This is a genomic window from Corticibacter populi, assembly GCF_004217315.1.
Lineage (GTDB): Bacteria > Pseudomonadota > Gammaproteobacteria > Burkholderiales > Burkholderiaceae_C > Lampropedia > Lampropedia populi.
The window spans coordinates 98876-118796 of the sequence record NZ_SGWR01000005.1 but is presented as its reverse complement, the minus strand read 5'-3'; the positions used below and the strand labels follow the sequence as shown (position 1 = coordinate 118796).

General features: G+C 65.3%; 17 protein-coding genes. 6 read left to right on the top strand and 11 right to left on the bottom strand.

Going from position 1 to position 19921, the window contains the following annotated elements:
• Positions 1 to 58: 58 nt before the first annotated feature.
• Positions 59 to 1093, bottom strand: coding sequence for an ABC transporter substrate-binding protein (locus EV687_RS17070; protein WP_122231445.1), 1035 nt, complete (start codon positions 1091 to 1093; stop codon positions 59 to 61).
• A 235-nt stretch (positions 1094 to 1328) separates the two neighbouring features.
• On the opposite strand from EV687_RS17070, the gene EV687_RS17065 reads away from it, so the two are divergent.
• The 3 genes from EV687_RS17065 (at position 1329) to EV687_RS17055 (ending at position 4687) form a co-directional block, all read left to right on the top strand.
• Positions 1329 to 2258: a LysR substrate-binding domain-containing protein gene (locus EV687_RS17065; protein WP_122231443.1), complete on the top strand. Its 930-nt coding sequence runs from the start codon at positions 1329 to 1331 to the stop codon at positions 2256 to 2258.
• A gap of 296 nt (positions 2259 to 2554) precedes the next feature.
• Complete coding sequence (locus tag EV687_RS17060) at positions 2555 to 3214, top strand: hypothetical protein (RefSeq protein ID WP_122231441.1); 660 nt, start codon at positions 2555 to 2557, stop codon at positions 3212 to 3214.
• An 84-nt stretch (positions 3215 to 3298) separates the two neighbouring features.
• Complete coding sequence (locus EV687_RS17055; protein ID WP_122231439.1) at positions 3299 to 4687, top strand: glutathionylspermidine synthase family protein; 1389 nt, start codon at positions 3299 to 3301, stop codon at positions 4685 to 4687.
• A gap of 99 nt (positions 4688 to 4786) precedes the next feature.
• Here EV687_RS17055 and EV687_RS19050 read toward each other — a convergent pair whose 3' ends face one another.
• From EV687_RS19050 to EV687_RS17015, 8 genes are all read right to left on the bottom strand, one after another.
• Entirely contained in the window at positions 4787 to 5236 is a 450-nt protein-coding gene (locus EV687_RS19050; protein ID WP_242612704.1) for an RcnB family protein, read from the bottom strand.
• Between the two features lie 145 nt (positions 5237 to 5381).
• Positions 5382 to 6629: a phenylacetate--CoA ligase family protein gene (locus EV687_RS17045; RefSeq protein ID WP_122231437.1), complete on the bottom strand. Its 1248-nt coding sequence runs from the start codon at positions 6627 to 6629 to the stop codon at positions 5382 to 5384.
• A 136-nt stretch (positions 6630 to 6765) separates the two neighbouring features.
• On the bottom strand, positions 6766 to 7575 hold the full coding sequence (locus EV687_RS17040) for an ABC transporter ATP-binding protein (RefSeq protein ID WP_122231435.1): 810 nt from the start codon (positions 7573 to 7575) through the stop codon (positions 6766 to 6768).
• 144 nt (positions 7576 to 7719) lie between these two features.
• The gene (locus EV687_RS17035) at positions 7720 to 9024 is read right to left on the bottom strand and encodes an ABC transporter substrate-binding protein (RefSeq protein WP_423201107.1); all 1305 of its coding nucleotides are present in this window, start codon (positions 9022 to 9024) and stop codon (positions 7720 to 7722) included.
• A 98-nt stretch (positions 9025 to 9122) separates the two neighbouring features.
• Positions 9123 to 10199 carry a branched-chain amino acid ABC transporter permease gene (locus EV687_RS17030; RefSeq protein WP_122231431.1) on the bottom strand — a complete coding sequence of 359 codons (1077 nt, stop codon included), beginning with the start codon at positions 10197 to 10199 and terminating at the stop codon, positions 9123 to 9125.
• Between the two features lie 120 nt (positions 10200 to 10319).
• Positions 10320 to 11249, bottom strand: coding sequence for a branched-chain amino acid ABC transporter permease (locus EV687_RS17025; protein WP_122231429.1), 930 nt, complete (start codon positions 11247 to 11249; stop codon positions 10320 to 10322).
• 29 nt (positions 11250 to 11278) lie between these two features.
• Positions 11279 to 12064: an ABC transporter ATP-binding protein gene (locus EV687_RS17020; protein ID WP_122231427.1), complete on the bottom strand. Its 786-nt coding sequence runs from the start codon at positions 12062 to 12064 to the stop codon at positions 11279 to 11281.
• 2 nt (positions 12065 to 12066) lie between these two features.
• Positions 12067 to 14004: an AMP-dependent synthetase/ligase gene (locus EV687_RS17015; protein WP_122231425.1), complete on the bottom strand. Its 1938-nt coding sequence runs from the start codon at positions 14002 to 14004 to the stop codon at positions 12067 to 12069.
• Positions 14005 to 14255: 251 nt separating this feature from the next.
• Here EV687_RS17015 and EV687_RS17010 point away from each other — a divergent pair, with 251 nt between their 5' ends.
• Both EV687_RS17010 and EV687_RS17005 read left to right on the top strand, forming a co-directional pair.
• Positions 14256 to 14963: a Crp/Fnr family transcriptional regulator gene (locus EV687_RS17010; protein ID WP_122231423.1), complete on the top strand. Its 708-nt coding sequence runs from the start codon at positions 14256 to 14258 to the stop codon at positions 14961 to 14963.
• A gap of 115 nt (positions 14964 to 15078) precedes the next feature.
• Complete coding sequence (locus EV687_RS17005) at positions 15079 to 16266, top strand: acetate/propionate family kinase (protein ID WP_122231421.1); 1188 nt, start codon at positions 15079 to 15081, stop codon at positions 16264 to 16266.
• Here EV687_RS17005 and EV687_RS17000 read toward each other — a convergent pair.
• Entirely contained in the window at positions 16252 to 16929 is a 678-nt protein-coding gene (locus tag EV687_RS17000) for a TetR/AcrR family transcriptional regulator (RefSeq protein ID WP_162846667.1), read from the bottom strand. The two genes, EV687_RS17005 and EV687_RS17000, sit on opposite strands and share 15 nt — an antisense overlap.
• 109 nt (positions 16930 to 17038) lie before the next feature.
• Here EV687_RS17000 and EV687_RS16995 point away from each other — a divergent pair, with 109 nt between their 5' ends.
• Positions 17039 to 18916: a CocE/NonD family hydrolase gene (locus tag EV687_RS16995; protein ID WP_207226493.1), complete on the top strand. Its 1878-nt coding sequence runs from the start codon at positions 17039 to 17041 to the stop codon at positions 18914 to 18916.
• A 467-nt stretch (positions 18917 to 19383) separates the two neighbouring features.
• On the opposite strand, the gene EV687_RS16990 is transcribed toward EV687_RS16995, so the two are convergent.
• On the bottom strand, positions 19384 to 19905 hold the full coding sequence (locus EV687_RS16990) for an outer membrane protein assembly factor BamE (protein WP_122231417.1): 522 nt from the start codon (positions 19903 to 19905) through the stop codon (positions 19384 to 19386).
• Positions 19906 to 19921 lie beyond the last annotated feature (16 nt).

Below are 19921 nucleotides of genomic sequence, written 5' to 3'. Positions count from 1 at the left end.
GCGTCATGGATGGTGATGGGCGGCAGTGGCGCGTGGCGCGCCAGGCTGCCGGACCCGGTCAGCGCTCGACCGTGCGGTTCCAGCGGTTGGTCCACTCGGCGCGCTTGGCGTTGACGATGCCGTAATCGACCGATTTCAGCTGGCCGATCTGCTCGGGGCCATAGGGCACCTTGTCTGCCACTTCCGGCGCCAGCGTCACCTTGCTGTTGACCGGCCCCCACGCCTGCCCTTCGGCCAGCGCGGTCTGCGACTCGGGCGAGAACAGGAACTGGATGAACTGCTGCGAACCCGCCTTGGGCTGCTTCTTGGCGACCGGGCAGATGGCGGTGAACAGCGCATACGCGCCCTCCTTCGGGTAGACGAACTTCACCGGGAAGCCTGTGTCCTGCAGCGCCTTGACGCGGCCGCTGCCCCATACGCCGATCACCGCATCGCCGTTCTGGAACAGCTCGGTCATCTTGCCCGGCGACGGCTCCCAGGCCAGCACATTGGGGCCGACCTCGTCGATCAGCGCCTTGAAGCCCGGATCGATGTTGCTGGCGCCGCCGCCGCGCAGATCGGCGAACATCAGCAGCGTCTGCAGGCCATAGCCGTTGGAGATGGGCGGAATGACCATGCGGTCGGCATACTTCGCGTCCGTCAGGGCCTCCCAGGAGTCGGGAGCCGCCCAGCCGGCCTTGGCAAAGGCCTCGGTGTTGTAGAACAGGCCGGTGGCAACCACGCCGAGCGCCAGGGCTTGGTCGTTTGCGATGCGCGCCAGCGGGTACAGGTCGTCATAGATCGGCGCCGGCTCGATGCTGCCGCAGAAGCCATACTGCACGGCCTGCTCCATGGGGCCGTCATCGATCAGCACGACATCGAACTGCGGGTTGTTGCGCTCGGCCTGCAGCTTGGCCAGCGTGTCGGTCGAGTTGCCCGCCACGTAGATGATCTTGTGGCCGGTGGCTTTCTCGAAGGCCGGAATGATGCGTTGTTTGAACACATTCTCCGTCGAGCCGCCATAGCTGCCGACATAGATGTCCTCGGCCGTGGCCAGGGCGGGAAGCACGGAGATGCAGGAGGCGGTGGCAAGTGCCAGAGTGAAGGTTTTCATCGTCGAGACCTGTCAAAAGAAAAGGAAGCCAGGGGCACCGGCGCCGCGCACAGGGCGACATGCCGGCAGACTTTGATGCTATCGAACCAGCGGAATGGCCGCATCGGCATTTCCACCAGTCAATGTTATTGTGCAATAGGCATGCCAACCGTAAAAATATCATTGATTTAAAACGATATTTTTATAAATAATTTCATTACAATACGATCATTAAATAAATTCATGTCCAAATACTATGGATAAGCGAATCACCCTGCGCCATCTGGAGGCGTTCCGCGCCATCATGGTGCGCAAGACCGTTACCGGCGCGGCCGAGATGCTGGGCGTGACGCAACCCGTGGTCACCCGGCTGATCTCGGACCTGGAGGAGCGCATCGCCATCGAGCTGTTCCGGCGCAACAAGGGGCGGCTGGTCGCAACGCCCGAAGCATCGCTGCTGTTCGAGGACGTGCACCAATGCCTGATCGGCGTCGAGCGCATCGCCAACGCCGCATCCAACATCAAGGCGCTCAAGATGGGGCACCTGGAAATCGCCGCGGCTCCGGCCATGGCGCTGTCCTTCCTGCCGCACGCCATCGCCAACTTCACCAAGGAGCATCCCGACACACTGGTGTCCATGCACATGCACGGCACACCCACCGTGCTGGACATGGTGCAGAGCCGGCGCTGCGACATCGGCTTTGCCATGCTGCCCATGCGCACCACGCGCCACGGCAACAGCGAGGTACTGCTCTCGGCCAGAATGGTCGGCGCGGTTCCGGTGCACCACCATCTGGCACGGCGCAAGGTGCTGCACCCGGAAGACTTCGAGGGCGAGAACTTCATCTCCATGCCGCCGCTGATGGAAACACGCACCAAGATCGACTCGCTGTTCCTCTCTTACGGCATCCACCGCCGCATCAACATCGAGACGCAGATATCGTTCGCTCTCATCAAGCTCGTGGAAGCCGGCGCGGGCCTGTCCATCGTCGATCCGCTGACAGCCAGCGGCTACGCGGATTCGCTGGTCAAGTTCATCCCGTTCGAGCCGGAAATCATCAATGACTACTCGATCGTGCTCTCCGCGCGCAACGACTCGACACTGATCCTCAAACCCTTCATCGACCACGCCCGCAAGGAAATCCGCAAGATGGTGCCGCATCAATGGATCGTCCAGGCTTACTGATCCTCGCCCATCGGGCATCGCCCATAGCCGCCCGGCACCGGCCTGGCCGGATGGCGGGCGGCTCCCGTCCGGGCGGTACGCGCCCCACATGGCCAGGCCGGGCACCGGGGTATGATCGGCCCGCTGCTCAATTCCACGTGTTCGCCAGAGTTCGACCTTCGCCCCGCGTGGTCGATCGGCCATCCCTGGCATCCGCACAACATGGCCTTGGCCCGCACGCGCCGGCGGCAGGCGGATGCCGCCCGAACCATGACGGGCCCGGCGAATTGTTCCAACAGAGAGGGGAAACATCCATCATGTCGATTCAACTGATCAAGAACCGTGTGTACCGCCTGACCGGCACTGGCGTGGTTGCGGCGGCCGTCGGGCTGGCGCTCGGCGCCTGCACCCAGGAACCCGAGCCGCCCGCCGATCTGGGCCTGGATGCCGGCGAAATCGCCCGCCAGGCGGCAGCCGAGATGCAAAGCGACCAGCGACTGGCGAGCGAACTGCTGACGCAGTTGCAGAAGACCGACCCGCGCATCTTCGATGCCTATATCGAACTCGATGCACAGGGCCGCAAGGTCGCGGTGATCAGCCGCAGGAACGATGACGACTCCATCGAAAGCTGGACCACGCCGCCGATCGAACAGATCCTCCAGAACAGCCAGAGCGGCCAGGGCCAGCAGGAAGCGCAAGCCGGCGGGCCGTCGATGGGCCAGATGCTCGCGGGCGCGGCCATGGGCGCGCTGGCCGGCTATGCATTGGCGAACATGTTCAGCTCGGGCGCCCAGCGCTTCGGCAATGCCGGCCAGTACCAGCAGGCCAAGACCGCATCGCAAAGCAGCTACCAGCGTTCGGTGGCGCAGAACCACCAGCAAAGGGCCGCCACGCGCGCCAGCGCGCTGCGCCAGCAGGGCGCCTTCAGCGGCAACAACGCAGCGCCACGCCGCTCCACCATGGGCTCGGGATCCTGAGAACCGGACCAGCAGCCGCGCCAGCGCGGCGGACGCTCCGCATCCGCCGCTCCCCCTTTCCCATCGCACATGCGCTGAGCCTTCATGAGACCCTCGTCGATACATCCCAGTTCGCTGGCGGCGGCCATCACCTCCATCACCTGCCCGGTCACGCTGGACCTGCGCCGGCTGATCGAGGAGGAGCTGCCATTCACCTACCACTGCTACGCCAGCAAGGAGGCGCTTGGCGCCACCCTGCAGGAGCTGTTCGCCCACCACCTGGCGCACAGCAGCCGCATGCCGTTCTACTCCATCAGCACGGCCGCTGCCGTGGGTATGGGCGAGACGCTGCGCCAGTACTACCTGATGCTGTGCGCCGCGCTGGACCATCTGTTCTTCGCCCCGATGGCCTCCGAGCAGGAACGCCAGGCGCTCATCGCCCGCTACTTCGACTGCCCGATGATGCGCAGCCATGGCCGCATGTTCACCGAATACGCCATGGCCACGCGCCGCGCGGCGAGCGCCGCCGGGCTGTGGCAGGGCGGCCTGCAGGGCAGCACCATCTATGGCCGCTTCGATGCCGCGGCCGATCCGGTCACCGGCCGCATCACCGGGGTGTATGAATTCAACGGCAACACCCCGGTGATGCTGTTCGAGTCGGTCAACCTGCAGTCCTACCTGGCCGGGCAGATCGATGGCGACCTGCAGTTCAACGACTGGTGGGGCCAGACCGTCGAGCAACTGCAAAACATGAATCTGGCGGGCCAGAAGATCGCCGCGGTCTGCACCACCGACGCCATCGAGGACATCATCACCAGCGAGACCATCCTGCAGGTCTTTGATGCGGCCGGGCTCGATTGCTACCTGGTCGACATCGCCGACCTGGACTATGACCAGAGCAACCCGGCCAACCCGTTCATCGTCAACGAGGTCGAGGAGCATCCGGACATCCTGTTCTTCCTGACGCCGTGGGAGGAACTGGTGGAGAACTTCAGCCTGGCCTTCGAGCAGTACCGCTACTGGTTCGATCGCACGCGCTTTCTGGAGCCGCCCTGGCGCTGGTTCATCAGCCACAAGGGCATTCTGGCCTGGGTGAGCGATCTGCTGGCACAGGGGGAACTGCAGGCCTACAGCGCCCTGCCCCATCTGCCCACCGCGCTCAGCCTCGAAGCGCTGCAGGCGCGCCAGCAGGCATTGGGTCTGCCCACCGGCAGCTATGTCGCCAAGCCGGTAATCGGGCGCCTGTCGGCCAACGTCACGGTCGTCAGCAACGGCCAGGTGCTGGAGCAATCGGCGGGTGCCTATGGCGATGTGCCGATGGTCTACCAGCACTATTGCGCGCCGGGCCGCACGGAGACCGGCAACTTCATCGTCTGTGGCTGGATGAGCTGCGAGGATTACTGCGAGACCCTGGCGATCCGCGAGTTCGACCACCACATCACGGATTTCGACCGCGAGCGTTTCGTGCCGCACATCCTGCGCGGGCAAACATAGGCCGAGCCGAGGTCACCCGGCTTCAAGCGGCTTCAGGCAGCAAAAAAGTGCCCCGGGGCATATGCCGGGGCACTTTTTTGTCGGCCGCCGGCTCGTCGTTCAGCGGTTCGACAGCACGAGCTGCGTGATGATCCCGGAGGCCACCGCGATCAGCACGAAATCGGAGCCGACCTGCACCCACTGGTGGCCGCGCGGCGGGGCGCTGAGGTGATAGGCCCGCCAGTTGTCCACCACCGCATGGCGGGTGCGCTGATCCGGCGGCAGACGGTCGCCACGGCGGTAGTTGTGCTGCGGGCCGGCGCCGCGTCCGGCATCCTGCTGACGTTGCGCGGCGGGCTGCGGCTTGTTCGCCTGCGGCGCCCTTTGCACCTGCTGCGCCTGTGGCTGGCCCTTGCCGGGCTCGGCGCGCTGCGGTGCCTGCTGCGCCGACTGGCGTTGATCGCGTTGATCGCGCTGGTCACGGTCGTCCCTGGGCTGGGCCAGCGCCAGCGTGCTGGAAAGCCCCAGGGTCAGGGCCATCAAAGCGCTGGTGATCTTGATTGATTTCATCTCATCGACCTCCTCATTGGATCGGTTGTGGTACGGCGCATTGTGCGCGGGCCGCTCAAAGTTGTGCGAGGCCCGCGTCAAGCCATGGTAAAGCTTTGCCACCAATCGAAAGCGAGGATTCACCAGGCATCGCGCCGGGGCCTGATCACTGCAGGCTGCGCACGTCCTCGATGACCTTGCCGTCATTGGGCAGCGTGCCTGGCGGCACCATCCGCACCTCGCCGCGCAGCTTGGTGACCTCGCGGATCACCTCGGCGATCTGCACGGCCAGGCCGCCACCGGTCTCAAGGGTCTCGACCTGCAACTCCATCCGGTCGCTGGCCATCTCGCCGCTGACCACCAGACGCGCCTTGCCCACCTGCGGAAAGCGCCGGGCGATTTCCGCGATCTGGCCGGGATGCACGAACATGCCGCGTACCTTGGTGGTCTGGTCGGCGCGCCCCAGCCAGCCCCGGATGCGGGTGTTGGTGCGCCCCGTCGGGCAATGGCCCGGCAGCACCGCCGAGAGATCGCCGGTGCCAAAGCGGATCAGCGGATAGTCCGGGTTCAGGGTGGTGACGACGACCTCGCCCACCTCGCCCTCGGGCACCGGCTCGCCGGTGCCCGGCCGCACGATCTCGACGATCACCGCTTCATCGAGCACCAGGCCTTCGCGTGCCCGGGTTTCATAGGCGATCAGGCCCAGATCGGCCGTGGCATAGCACTGGTAGCCCTCGATGCCGCGCTGGCGCAGCCAGTCGCGCAGCGATGGCGGAAAGGCCTCGCCGGAGACCAGCGCCTTCTTCAGGCTGGCGATCGGGGTGCCCAGCGCCTGCGCCTTCTCGACGATCAGCTTGAGAAAGCTGGGCGTGCCGGCGTAGCCGGCCGGCCGCAGTTCGGCGATGGCCTGCACCTGCTGCTCGGTCTGGCCGGTGCCGCCCGGGAACACGGTGCAGCCCAGCGCGCGGGCGCCGCTTTCCATCATCGAACCGGCGGGGGTGAAGTGGTAGCTGAAGCTGTTGTGCACCAGCTCGCCGGCCGCGAAGCCGGCCGCGCGCAGCGCCCGCGCCATGCGCCAGTAGTCGGGCCGGGCGCCTTCGGGTTCATAGATGGTGCCGGGGCTGGCGAACACGCGTGGCATGGCGGCGCCGAAGCCCAGGCCGGTGAAGCCGCCGAACACGTCGCTGGCGCGCAGCGCCTGCTGGCGCGCCAGCAGCTCGTACTTGCGCGTGACGGGCAGCGCCGCCAGTGCCTGCCGACTGGCGATGCCGTCAGCATCCACACCGCGCAGGATGTCCGCGAACGCGGCAGTGTGCTGTTGCGCATGCGCGATCTGCGCGGGCAGCACGGCCATCAGTGCGGCTTCGCGTGCCTCGGGCGCGCGGGTTTCCAGGGCGTCGAGGGTGGAACTCATGCGTATCTTCCTTGCTTTTGCTCTTGAGGTTCGTCGGTGGCGTGACAGTGTGCGTGGCGGTGTGCCCGGTCCTGCGGACGGTCACAGCCCTTCATACGGGTTGTCGATCAAGGCGAACCTCGATGGCGACGCCGCATCAGGCCAGCCAGCGCTTGCGGCGCTTGTAGCTCTTGACGTCGCGGAAGCTCTTGCGCCCTTCCCCGCCGACGCCCAGGTAGAACTCCTTGACGTCGGAGTTGTTGGCCAGATCATGGGCGTTGCCATCCATGACGATGCGGCCCGACTCCATGATGTAGCCATAGTCGGCGTATTTGAGGGCCATGTTGGTGTTCTGCTCGGCCAGCAGGAAGGTGACTTTTTCCTTGGTGTTGAGATCCTTGACGATGTGGAACACCTCGTCGACGATCTGCGGCGCCAGGCCCATCGAGGGCTCGTCGAGCAGCACGATGCTCGGGTTGGTCATCAGCGCGCGGCCGATGGCGCACATCTGCTGCTCGCCGCCCGAGGTGTAGGCGGCCTGCGAAGTGCGGCGGGTCTTCAGGCGCGGGAAATAGGTGTAGACCTTCTCCAGGTTGGCGGCAATTTCGCCCTTGTCGCGGCGCGTGTAGCTGCCGGTCATCAGGTTCTCCTCGATGGAGAGGTGGGCAAAGCAGTGGCGCCCCTCCATGACCTGCACCACGCCGCGCTGCACCAGCTCGGCCGGCGAGAGGTTCTCGATGCGCTCGCCGCGCAACTCGATCGAGCCCTTGGTGACCTCGCCACGCTCGGCCCTGAGCAGGTTGGAGATGGCCCGCAGCGTGGTGGTCTTGCCCGCGCCATTGCCGCCCAGCAATGCGACGATGCCGCCTTCAGGCACCTGCAGCGAGACGCCCTTGAGCACCAGAATGACGTGGTTGTAGATGACTTCGATGCCGTTGACGTTGAGGACGATGCTGTTGGAATCCATGGTGTTGCCTTCGCGTGGCGGCTGCGGTGACAGCCATTCTGAAACTGGCGCGCCCGAGCCGGCGGGCGCCGTGGACCGGGCCTGGCCCGGCCGCCTGCGCCATCCGATCCTTCCGGAATGGCGCTGCGGCTCAGGGCGATGTCCTCAGGACTCGCAGTCGGCCGCATCGCGGCGCTGCAGCCGCTTCTCGGCCACGTAGGTGTCGCTGCCGGCCTTGATCAGACGCGTGAGGATCTCCTCGTCGGCCTGGTACCAGTCGGACATGCCGCCCCACTGCTTGCCGTCCCAGGTATGCACACGCGCCCAGGTCGAGCCCATGTGGTCCTGGCAGGTGGTCTGCAGCGGCCGGATGATGCTCTCGAAGCCCAGCTCCCGCAGGCGCTCGTCGGTGAGGTTGAGGTTCTCGAGCCCCCAGCGCACCTGCTCGGCGGTCATCACCTTGCCCTTGCCGAACCTCTCCTGCGCGGTGCGAATGGCCTCGACGGTGAGCATCTGGATGATCACGCCGCGCGTGTAGATGACCGCTCCCACCTCGTCGCGCGGGCCGGTGCCCTGGCCCTTGCCGTGCACGTGGGTGAGGATCTCCTGGATGACCTTGTTGTCCTGCCCGTAGCCATTGAGCGCCAGTGCCTTGTAGCCCTTGGCGCCGGCACCGACGTCACGCACGTCCGGCTCGGTGCCGGCCCACCACACGCCGTAGATCTTGTCGCGCGCATAGCCGGTGGCCTGCGCCTCCTTGAGCGCGGTGGAGTTCATCACGCCCCAGCCCCACAGCAGCACATAGTCGGGGCGGCTCTGGCGCACCTGCAGCCAAGTCGACTTCTGCTCCACGCCCGGCGCCGTCACCGGCAGCAGCTGCAGGTCGAAGCCGTGCAGCTTGGCACGTTCCTGCAGCAGCGGAATCGGCTCCTTGCCGAACGGGCTGTCGTGGTAGACCAGCGCGATCTTCTTGCCCTTGAGCTTGTCGAGGCCGCCGAGCTCCTGGCCGAGGTGCTGGATCAGGATGTCGGCACCCGTCCAGTAGCTGCCGAGGAACGGGAAGTTCCACTTGAAGGCCGAGCCGTCCTGCGAGATCGACAGGCCATAGCCGACCGTGATGAGCGGGATCTTGTCGACCGGCGCCTTTTCGGTCAGCGCGAAGGTCACGCCAGTGGATTGCGGATCGAAGATGGCCACGCCCGGGCGGCCCTTGAGGCGCTCGTAGCACTCCACGCCACGGTCGGTGGCGTAGCCGAATTCACATTCCTCGTAGCTGAGCTTGACACCGTTGACGCCACCATCGCGCTCATTGATGAGCTTGATGTAGTCCTGCTTGCCATTGGCCCAGGGAATGCCGTTGGGGGCATACGGACCGGTGCGGTAGGACAGCAGCGGGATGAACTGCGTATCCTGCGCCTGCACGGCCGGGACAAATGCCGCCAGCACGGCGCTGAGGGCGGCGGCGGCCATCAGGGGGGTCTTGAGTCGCTTCATGGTTTGTCTCCTTGGTGGTGTAGTGGGTTGAAGCACGAGGGAAACCGGTCGGGGCCAGGACATCGAAGCCGGCCTCAATGCGGGAAGGGCCAGATGCGCAGCTTCTGCTTGGCCGTCGACCACAGCTTGGCCAGGCCATGCGGCTCGACGATCAGGAACCACACGATCAGCGCGCCGAAGATCATCAGCTCGGCATGCGAGACCCCCGCGGTGGAGATCTGCGCGCCGAACAGCCCGAACAACCAGGGCAGGAACTGATTGAGGACGATCGGCAGCACCACGATGAAGGCCGCGCCGAAGAAGCTGCCCATGATGGAGCCGAGCCCGCCGATGATGACCATGAAGAGCAGCTTGAACGACACCTCCACCGAGAAGGCCGCCGGCTCCCAGGCCCCCAGGTGCACGAAGGCCCACAGTGCGCCGGCCATGCCGATGATGAAGGAGCTGACGGCAAAGGCGCTGAGCTTGGCGTACATCGGACGGATGCCGATCACTGCGGCAGCCACATCCATGTCGCGGATCGCCATCCACTCGCGGCCGATGGCGCTGCGCACCAGGTTCTTGGCCAGCAGGGCCACCACCACCAGCAACGCAAGACAGAACAGGTAGCGCGCGGTGGCCGTATCCAGCGGGAAGCCGAACACCTGCAGGTGGCTCACCGACACCGAGCCGGAAGGCGAATCATTGGTGAACCACTTGATGCGCAGGAACATCCAGTCCGAGAAGAACTGCGCGGCCAGCGTGGCTACCGCCAGATACAGCCCGCGCACCCGCAGGCTGGGCAGGCCGAACAGGATGCCGAAGGCCATCGCGCACAGGCCACCGAGGATGACCGCCGGAATCAGCGGCATGTCCGGCACCCGTACGAAGAAGTTGTAGGCCCCGTAGGCGCCCACCGCCATGAAGGCGCCCGAGCCCAGCGAGATCTGTCCGCAGTAGCCCACCAGGATGTTCACGCCCAGCGCCGCCAGCGACATGATCACCAGCGGGATCAGGATGGCGCGGAACAGGTAATCGCTGGCGAAGGCCGGGATCAGCAGGAACAGCACGGCCAGCAGCACCAGCATGGCGATGCGGTCCTGGCGGATCGGAAAGATCTGCTGATCGGCCTGGTAGCTGGTTTTGAACTGGCCGTTTTCTCTGTAGAACATACCTTGTGTCTCCTCTTGTCCATCTTGGGGCGATGATCTTTTGGCTCCCTGCGCGGTGCGCAGTGCACCAGAAGATCATCCTTCGCCTGCGGCGAAGAACCCTCCGGGCCGATCGTGTGTTCACACACGATCGATGATCTTCTCGCCAAACAATCCCTGCGGCCTGAACAGCAGGAACACCAGCGCCAGCACATAGGCGAACCAGATTTCGATGCCGCCGCCCACGTGCGGGCCGATGTAGACCTCCGAGAGCTTCTCGCCCACGCCGATGATGAGCCCGCCGATGATGGCGCCGGGCACCGAGGTCAGTCCGCCGAGGATCACCACCGGCAGCGCCCGCAGCGCCACCGTCGTCAGCGAGAACTGCACGCCGAGCTTGGAGCCCCAGATCATCCCGGCCACCAGCGCCACCACGCCGGCGACGCACCACACGATCACCCAGATGCGCGCCAGCGGAATGCCCACCGACTGCGCGGCCTGGTGGTCGTCGGCCACCGCGCGCAGCGCCCGGCCGGTGCCGGTCTTCTGGAAGAACAGCGTCAGCAGGGCCACCAGCGCCGCCGCGATGGCGGCGGCATACAGGTCTTCCTTGTTGATCATCACGCCACCGTCGAACACCGTATCGAGCAGGAACACCGGGTCCTTGGGCATGCCGATGTCGATGCTGTAGACGTTGCTGCCAAAGATCGTCTGCCCCAGCCCGTCGAGGAAATAGGCGATGCCCAGCGTCGCCATCAGCAGCGTCGCGCCCTCCTGGTTGACCAGGTGGCGCAGCACCAGCCGCTCGATCAGCCAGGCCACCACGAACATGGCCAGCGCCGCCACCACGAAAGCCAGCAGGTTGGCGAGGATCTTGCTGTCAAAGCCCAGCCAGGCGGGAATCCACTCGGCAAAGCGCGCCATCGCGAGCGCCGCGAACAGCACCATCGCCCCCTGCGCGAAGTTGAACACGCCCGAGGCCTTGAAGATCAGCACGAAGCCCAGTGCCACCAGGGCGTACAGCATGCCGGTCATCAGGCCGCCAAACAGCGTCTCGAGAAAAAATGCCATGTTCGTCTCCTTGCTCTCTTCCCGGCCGCTCAGTGCGCCGTGCCCAGGTAGGCGCGGATCACGTCTTCGTTGTCGCGCACCTCGTGGGGCGCGCCATCGCCGATCTTCTTGCCGTAGTCCAGCACCACCACGCGGTCGGAGATGTCCATCACCACGCCCATGTCGTGCTCGATCAGCACGATGGTGGTGCCGAACTCCTCGTTAACCTCGAGGATGAAGCGGCTCATGTCCTGCTTTTCCTCCAGGTTCATGCCGGCCATGGGCTCGTCGAGCAGCAGCACCTGCGGCTCCATCGCCAGCGCGCGGCCCAGGTCCACGCGCTTTTGCAGGCCGTAGGGCAACTGGCCCACCGGCGTCTTGCGCCAGGCCTGGATTTCGAGAAAGTCGATGATCTTCTCGACGAACTCGCGGTGGCGGATTTCCTCGCGCTCGGCCGGGCCCCAGCGCAGCGCCTGCAGCAGGATGTTGCTCTTGATCTTCAGGTTGCGCCCGGACATGAGGTTGTCGATCACGCTCATGCCCTTGAACAGCGCCAGGTTCTGGAAGGTGCGCGCCACACCCATCTCGGCGACCTGGCGCGAGTTCATGTGCGAGAAGGTCTGGCCGCGGAAGGTGATGGAGCCCTCCTGCGGGACGTAGACGCCATTGATGCAGTTGAGCATCGAGCTCTTGCCCGCCCCATTGGGGCCGATGATGGCGCGCACCTCATGCTCACGCACATTGAAGGAGATGTCGGTCAACGCCTTGACGCCACCAAAGCGCAGGCTGATGTTCTTGACATCGAGGATGACGTCACCGGTCTTTCTGCTCGTCATGGTCAGGCCGCCTTTCTTGCCGCTGCCGGATGGGTCTGGGCATCGAGGATGCGCAGCGTGGCGCTGACCTTGCCGCTGCGCCCGTCCTCGAACTTCACCAGGGTCTCGATGAACTGCTCGCTCCTGCCGCCGTAAAGCGCCTCGATCAGTACCGCGTACTTTTCGGCAACGAAGTTGCGGCGAATCTTGCGGGTGCGGGTGAGTTCGTCGTCGTCCGGGTCCAGCTCCTTGTGCAGCACCAGGAAGCGCCTGACCTGGGTGGCCTCCATGCCTTCCTCGGCCGCCAGTTCCTGGTTCACCTGGGCGATGCATCCGGCCACCATCTCCAGCACCGGCTGCTTGCCGGCCAGGTCGACGTAGCCGGCATAAGGCAGGTTGCGCTTCTCGGCCCAGTTGCCCACCGCCTCGAAATCGATGTTGATGAAGGCCGTCACCTCGTCGCGCTCGTGGCCGAAGCACACCGCCTCCTTGATCTGCGGAAAGAACTTGAGCTTGTTCTCGATGTAGTTGGGCGCGAACATCGCGCCGCCGCGCAGGCGGCCGACGTCCTTGGCGCGGTCGATGATGCGCAACTGGCCATCCGAATCGAGCACGCCGGCATCGCCCGTCATGAAGTAGCCCTCGGCATTGATGACCTCGGCGGTGGCATCCGGGCGCTGGTAATATTCCTTGAGCACCGAGACGCCCCTGACCAGCACCTCGCCGTTGTCGGCGATCTTCAGCTCGATGCCGGGTGCCGCCTCGCCCACGGTGTTGAGCTTGACGCGACCGTTCTTCTGCAGGCACACGTAGGCGCAGGTCTCGGTCTGGCCATAGAGCTGCTTGAGGTTGATGCCGATCGAGCGGTAGAACTTGAAGAGTTCCGGCCCGATCGCCGCCCCCGCCGTGTAGGCCACGCGGATGCGCGAGAAACCCATCACGTTGCGCAGCGGGCCATAGACCAGCACATGACCCAGCGCGTACTGGATGCGATCGAGCAGCCCCACCGGACGGCCGTCGAGGATGTCCGCGCCGACGCGCCCGGCCAGCGCCATCGACCTGGCATACAGCCAGCGCTTGAGGCGCGAAGCATCCTCCATGCGGATCGATACGCTGGTGAGCAGCCCCTCGAACACACGCGGCGGCGCGAAGTAGTAGCTCGGCCCGATCTCCTGAAGGTCGATCTGCACCGTCTCGCTCGACTCCGGGCAGTTGATGGTGAAGCCCGCCACCAGCCACTGCGCCACCGAGAACAGATGGTCACCCACCCAGGCTGGCGGCAGGTAGCTGATCACGTTGTCGCCGCTGCTGAGGCCATCGACCTGCACGCCCCCTTCGGCCGCGCTGGCAAACGAGCGGTGCGTCTGGCACACGCCCTTGGGCTTGCCGGTGGTGCCCGAGGTGTAGAGGATCACCGAGACATCATCGGGCGCGCCCGCGGCCACCCACTGTTCGAACACGCCGGGGTGTTCGGCATCCCAGCTGCGGCCCAGCTCCAGCAATTGCTGCACGCTGATGAGACCGCTCTGCGCATAGCCGCGCATGCCGCGCGGGTCGTCGTAGACGATGTGTTCCAGGGATGGGTTGCTCTCGCGGATCTCCAGCAGCTTGTCGACCTGCTCCTGGTCCTCGGCGAAGGCGATGCGCGCCTGGGTGTCCTGCACCACGTAGGCCATCTCGGCAGCCACTGCGTCCTGGTACATCGGCACCGGCACGGCGCGCCGGCTCTGCGCGGCCAGTAAGCCCATGTAGAGAAACGGCCGGTTGCCCGAAGCCAGCACCAGGTTCTGCCCGGGCTCCAGCCCCAGCGCCGTCAGGCCACAGGCCAGCTGCCGCACGTCGCGCGCCACCTCGGCCCAGCTCCAGGTCTGCCAGATGCCGTACTCCTTCTCCCGGATCGCCGGGTCCTCTGGGCGCTGCTGCGCATGCCGCTGCAACAGCCTCGGGAATGTTGTCTCCATGCCACCTCCGTGTCTAGTGGAACGCCAGCCCTGCGACTGCGCCCAAACGTGCACTTTGTTCTGTGTTCGCGATGCCTGTACCGCAAGTCATCTGGAACGCATGGTAGGCAAAACTTTGACGCTTTTTTGTCTTTGCAACGACAATCCTGGGTAAACCCGCTCTAGGCATTTCCCTACAATTCGCTGTCAAAAATCCACGAACAGGCAGCAACGAAACGCAAAATGGCCAAAAGGTCATTCAGGAGACAGTATTGAGCACATCCGGCATCACCGAGCTGCTGCGCAGCCGGCGCGCACCCACGCCCCAGGAGCTCGACGGCATCCCGTGGCTGCACAAGCTGCAGCCACGCGACCGCAAGGTCGTGCAGTCGGCGCTGGAGGTGGGCGAAATCCAGGTCGGCGGCCATGTCTGCCGCGAAGGCCGCCCGGTGCGCCACTGGCTGGGCCTGATCGACGGTCTGCTCAAGGTCAGCAACGACCGCCGCGACGGCCAGACCATCACCTACATGGGCGTGCCGGCCGGCAGCTGGTTCGGCGAGGGCACCGCGCTCAAGCGCGAGTGCTACCGTTACGACGTGCAGGCACTGCGGCGCAGCACCATCGCCGCGCTGCCGCTGGAGCAGTTCCACTGGCTGGTGGACAACTCCATCGAGTTCAACCGCACCATCATGTACCAGCTCAATGAGCGGGTGGCCCAGTTCTTCGTCAGCCGCGAGACCGACCGCATCAACAACCCCGAGATGCGCGTGGCACGCACGCTGGTCGGGCTGTTCAACCCGATTCTGGCACCCGGCGTCGGCGAGGTGCTGCGCATCACCCAGCAGGAGCTCGCCGGCATCGTCGGCCTCTCGCGCCAACGCGTCAACCAGGCCCTCACCCGACTGGCTGGCCAAGGCCTGATCCGCATCGACTACGGCAGCCTGCAAGTGCTCGACCTGGCCGCGCTGCACGCCTATTGAAGGCCCGGGAGCGGCGCACGGCCACGGACGCGGTACCGACACGATTGGCGGCCATAATCGGCCTGTCGCTTCGTTGTCTTGCCTCGTTGTCCACCTTTGCCAGGAGAGCATTGCCATGGCCCGCCCCGTCGTCCTGACCCTCAATTCCGGATCGTCGTCGCTGAAATTCGGCCTCTACGACATCTCGGCCGAGCCCGTCGAGCTGGCCGTCGGCCAGATCGAGCGCATCGGTTCGCAGCCACGCCTGAAGGCGCGCTCCGGGGTGGACCAGACCGAGATGTTGCGCGACCTCTCCAGCGCCGACGTGCGCGACCACGAGGGCGCGTTGAACATGGCGCTGGGCATGCTGCGCGAGCAGTTCCCCGACGCCCACGCGGTGGCCGTCGGCCACCGCGTGGTACATGGCGGCGTGGCCTACACCGCGCCGGTGGTGTTGACGCCGGACGTGCTCGCCGAGCTCTACCGGCTCTGCCCCTTCGCGCCGCTGCACCAGCCCCACAACCTCGCCGGCGTCGAAGCCGCGCTCAAGGCCTTTCCGGACGCGTTGCAGATCGCCTGCTTCGACACCGCCTTCCACCGCAACCAGCCACTGGTCAACGACGTCTTCGCGATTCCGCGCAAGTACTACGACCAAGGGGTGCGCCGTTACGGCTTTCACGGCCTGAGCTACGAGTACATCTCCAGCGAGCTCAAGCGCGTGGCGCCGCTCATCCATGCCGGCCGCGTGGTGGTGGCCCACCTGGGCAATGGCGCCTCGATGTGCGGCATGCTTGGCGGCCGATCGATGGCCTCGACCATGGGTTTCACCGCACTCGACGGCCTGCCGATGGGCACGCGCTGCGGGCAGATCGACCCTGGCGTGATCTTCTACCTCGTGCAACAGGAGGGCATGAGCATCGACGAAGTGCGCGAGATGTTCTACAACGAATCCGGCCTCAAGGGCCTCTCGGGCATCTCCAACGACATGCGCATCCTCGAGAAGGCCGGCACGCCCGAGGCCAACCAGGCCATCGACTACTTCATCTTCCGCATCCGCCGCGAGCTCGCCGGCCTGGCCGCCGCGATGGGCGGACTGGATGCGCTGGTGTTCTGCGGTGGCATCGGCGAGAACTCGCGCTTCATCCGCTACCTGATCTGCGAAGACCTGGACTGGATCGGCATCGACATCGACCGCGAACGCAACGAGGCCAACCAGATGGTCATCAGCGCCCATCTGAGCCGCACCCGCGTGATGGTGATTCCCACCAACGAGGAAATCGTCATCGCCCGCGCCGCCAAGCGGCTGCTTTCAAGCGCCGGCTGATCCGGGCATTCGCTCGGGCAGCACGCCCTGTACGACGCGCTCGATGAAGGCATCGTCGATGGGCCGGTGGCTGATGAAACGGCGCATGTAGAGCGGGCCGATGGCCCGCTCGATCAGCTCTTCCGCGTCGGTCTGCGCATCGAGTTCGCCCCGCACGCGGGCGCGCCCGAACATCGCCTCCCGCAGCGCAACACGCTTGAGCCAGTAAAGGCGCGTCAGCGCATGGAGTTCAGCGCTGTCCCCCGAGGCGAAAGCCACGGCCACGAAGGCCGCGCTGTCGGGCCCCTCCAGAAAACGGCGCAAATCCACGAGCATGGCCCGCAGATCGCCGGCCAGCGATCCCGTATCCGGCACCGGCAGCAACTGTTCGGCCTGGCGCGCAGCCACAAAGGCCACGAGTTGCACCGCCGTGGGCCAACGCCGGTAGATCGAGCTGCTGTGGACCTGGGCCCGCTCGGCAATGCGCGGCACGGAAAGCGCGTGCATGCCGTGCACGCGCAACTCCTCCAGAACGGCCTGCGAGACATGCTCGATCACCCTGGCACTGCGCCCGCCCAACCGGGGGGTGGGCGCAGGGCGGACATCGTCGGCGGCCACTCCCCCCTTTGCCGTTCTCGCCTTGGTCACCTTGGTCATCTTGGTCATCTTGGTCACTTTGCTCATGGCCGAAATTACAGCACAGCAGCCGACGAACGGTGGAAGAGGCGACAAGTAGTTTGGCATCGCCCGTCAATTAACGCATAATTAATTGCGTTAATAAACAGGAGACCCCATGCCTTTGAAACTTGGAATCCGCCGCTGCATCACCGCAGCATGCCTTGCACTCGCCGCCGCAGGCACAGCCAGCTGGGCCGCTGCCAAGGTCCCCGGCCCCGTCACAGAGGCAAGTGCCGCGCCATCGACCAGCGGCGCGCCCATGCCCTTTCCCGTCGATACCGTCCAGTTCGAATACGACGCCACCGTGACGATGAGCGATGGCCTGCCCTTGCACATCAACGTGTACCGCCCCAAGGCGAGCGGACGCTACCCGGTCATCATCACCCACGGCATCTATGGCAAGGACGTGCTGTGGCAGACGGCCCCGCCCTACCAGGCCGCCTGGGAGAAGATGAGCCAGAAACTGCCCGGGCTCTGCGACGGCTCCACCTGCCAGTTCATGCGCTGGGAAATGCCCGATCCGGAACGCTGGGTGCCGCAAGGCTATGTGGTCATCCATGCCGATTCGCGCGGTGCGGGCAAGACGCCCGGCTACCTCGACCCGCTGGGCGCGCGCGAAACCCAGGATTACAAGGAGCTGATCGAATGGGCCGCGCAGCAGCCATGGTCCAGCGGCAAGGTCGGCCTGCTCGGGATTTCCTACTACGCCATCAACCAGTGGCAGGTCGCGGCGCTGCAGCCCAAGGGCCTGGCCGCCATCATCCCGTGGGAGGGCGCCTTCGATGCCTACCGCGACATGTCCTACCACGGCGGCATCGCCTCCACCCTGTTCAGCAAGCTGTGGATGAACACACAAATCCTGCCCAACCAGCATGGCAACGGCGCATCGCCATTCGTCGATGCCATCACGGGCGGCCCGGCCGCCGGAGCGGCCATCCCGGAGACGGTGCTGCGGGGCAGCGCCAGCTCCCTGCTCAAGGACATGCTGGCCCACCCCTACGACGATGCCTACTATGCGCAGCGCACGCCAAGGGCCGAGCGCATCGTCGTGCCCACGCTGTCGGCCGGCAACTGGAGCGGCGCCGGCCTGCACCTGCGCGGCAACCTGGAGGCCTACCAGCAGATCGCGGCGCAGCAGAAATGGCTGCGCGTGCACACGGGCGACCACTTCTCGCCGTTCTATGCACCGCAGTCCTTCGCTGTGCAGAAAGCCTTCTTCGATCGCTTTCTCAAAGGCGACGAAACGGCCTTCCCCGATGAACCGCGCGTCATGCTGACCATCCGGGATCCAAAGAACGGCTTTCGCGAGCGCGCCGAATCGGCCTGGCCCATCGAACGCACCGAGTACCAGCGCTGGTACCTCGATGCCAATCAGTTGCAGCTGCACCAGCAATTGCCACAGCAGGGGCACAGTGCCAGCTATGCCGCCCGTTCCGACGGACTGAGCTTTGTCATGCCCGCAGCCGACACCGACCGTGAATTCACCGGACCATTGATGGCGCACCTGTGGGTCAGCACCTCCAGCGCCGACGCCGACTTCTTCCTGACGCTGCGGTTGCTCGATCCGACGGGCCGGGACGTGACTTTCGAAGGCGCCAACGCTCCGGCGGTCCCCGTCACCCAGGGCTGGCTGCGGCTGTCACAGCGGGCACAGGACCCGGCCCGCAGCCTCCCCTACCGGCCCTGGCATGCGCACCAGGCGCCACAGGCCGTCGTGCCTGGCGACCCCTATCCGATCGACGTGGAGATCTGGCCCACCAGCATTGTGGTGCCGGCCGGCTACCGTCTGGTGCTGACCATCCAGGGCCAGGATTTCTCCTTTCCGCACCTCACCGAAGGCCTGTTCAGGGGTTCTGCCCCGTTCCTGCATGAAGACCGGGATCCGACCCTGTATGGCGGCACCAACACCATCCTGAGCGGACCGCAACAGGCTTCGTTCCTGCTGCTACCCTTCATCCCGGCCACGCGCCAGGACCGGGGCGGCGCCGAATAAGCCTGCCGTGCGCCGGCCTGGTGCATGGCTGCATGCAGGGCGCCCCGCGGCGCCATGCGATCGATCAGGAACTGGCCCCGCCCGAATGGCCACGCCCTGCGGTCGATGTGGCGCAAAACTGGCGCGCAACGCGCCATGCATATCACAAAAATCCAGCACTTATGCACACTTTGGGTGCCTGTGAGCGGTGGTCAGCATGTCATGGCTCGGTCATGCCACTGAAATGTGATGCTTTCAATAGTGCAATGCAAGTCATTGATTTTCAAATAACTAAAACCAGACCATGGCCATTGCATAAAGAAACGGCAATGTGTCAAAGCCCTTGTCAGGACTGGCATCCGGCCCCTCTCCACATGCTTGTCCACAAAGTTATCCACAAGCTCTGTGGACTTCATCGAAAGATGAAAGCAAATCAGTGATTTACACGTGGCGGATGAGAAATGGCTCTCACGCGTGGCACAAAAGGCTCATTGGTAGCCGCCGCCCGAGCGGTACTGCTCGTCCATGTCCGGGCCGATATGGGCGCGCAACACCACCCGGTTGGCATCGAGCACCACGGTGAACATGCCGCTGGTGGTCGGGTCGCTCAGATAGCGCCAATCCACCTCGTGCTCGCGCTTGAGCGGATACCAGACATCCTTGGCCGGCTTGCCCAGCATGCGCCGCACCTGGTCGTAATGCATGCCCGGCTGGACCTTGGCAAACTCGGCTTCATTGAGCACCTGGCGCACCGCCTGCAGGCGGCCGTCGCCGCCGATCGAGATCATGTAGTTGACGTGTCCCTGGGGCTGGCGGTTGTATTCGAGCGTGCGCGCGCCCTGGCCGTCGTCCCAGACCATCTCCGGACGGCCCATGGCGTCGCGCACATCGGCCTCGGTCGACTGCCCCACCTTGAGCTTGTCCAGCGCGATCGGATCGCAGCCGGGCAGCAGCAGGGCCAACGCCGCCATGGCCACACCACCCGTCCATCGCCAAAATCGTTCCAGCATGTCAGCCCCATTAGAA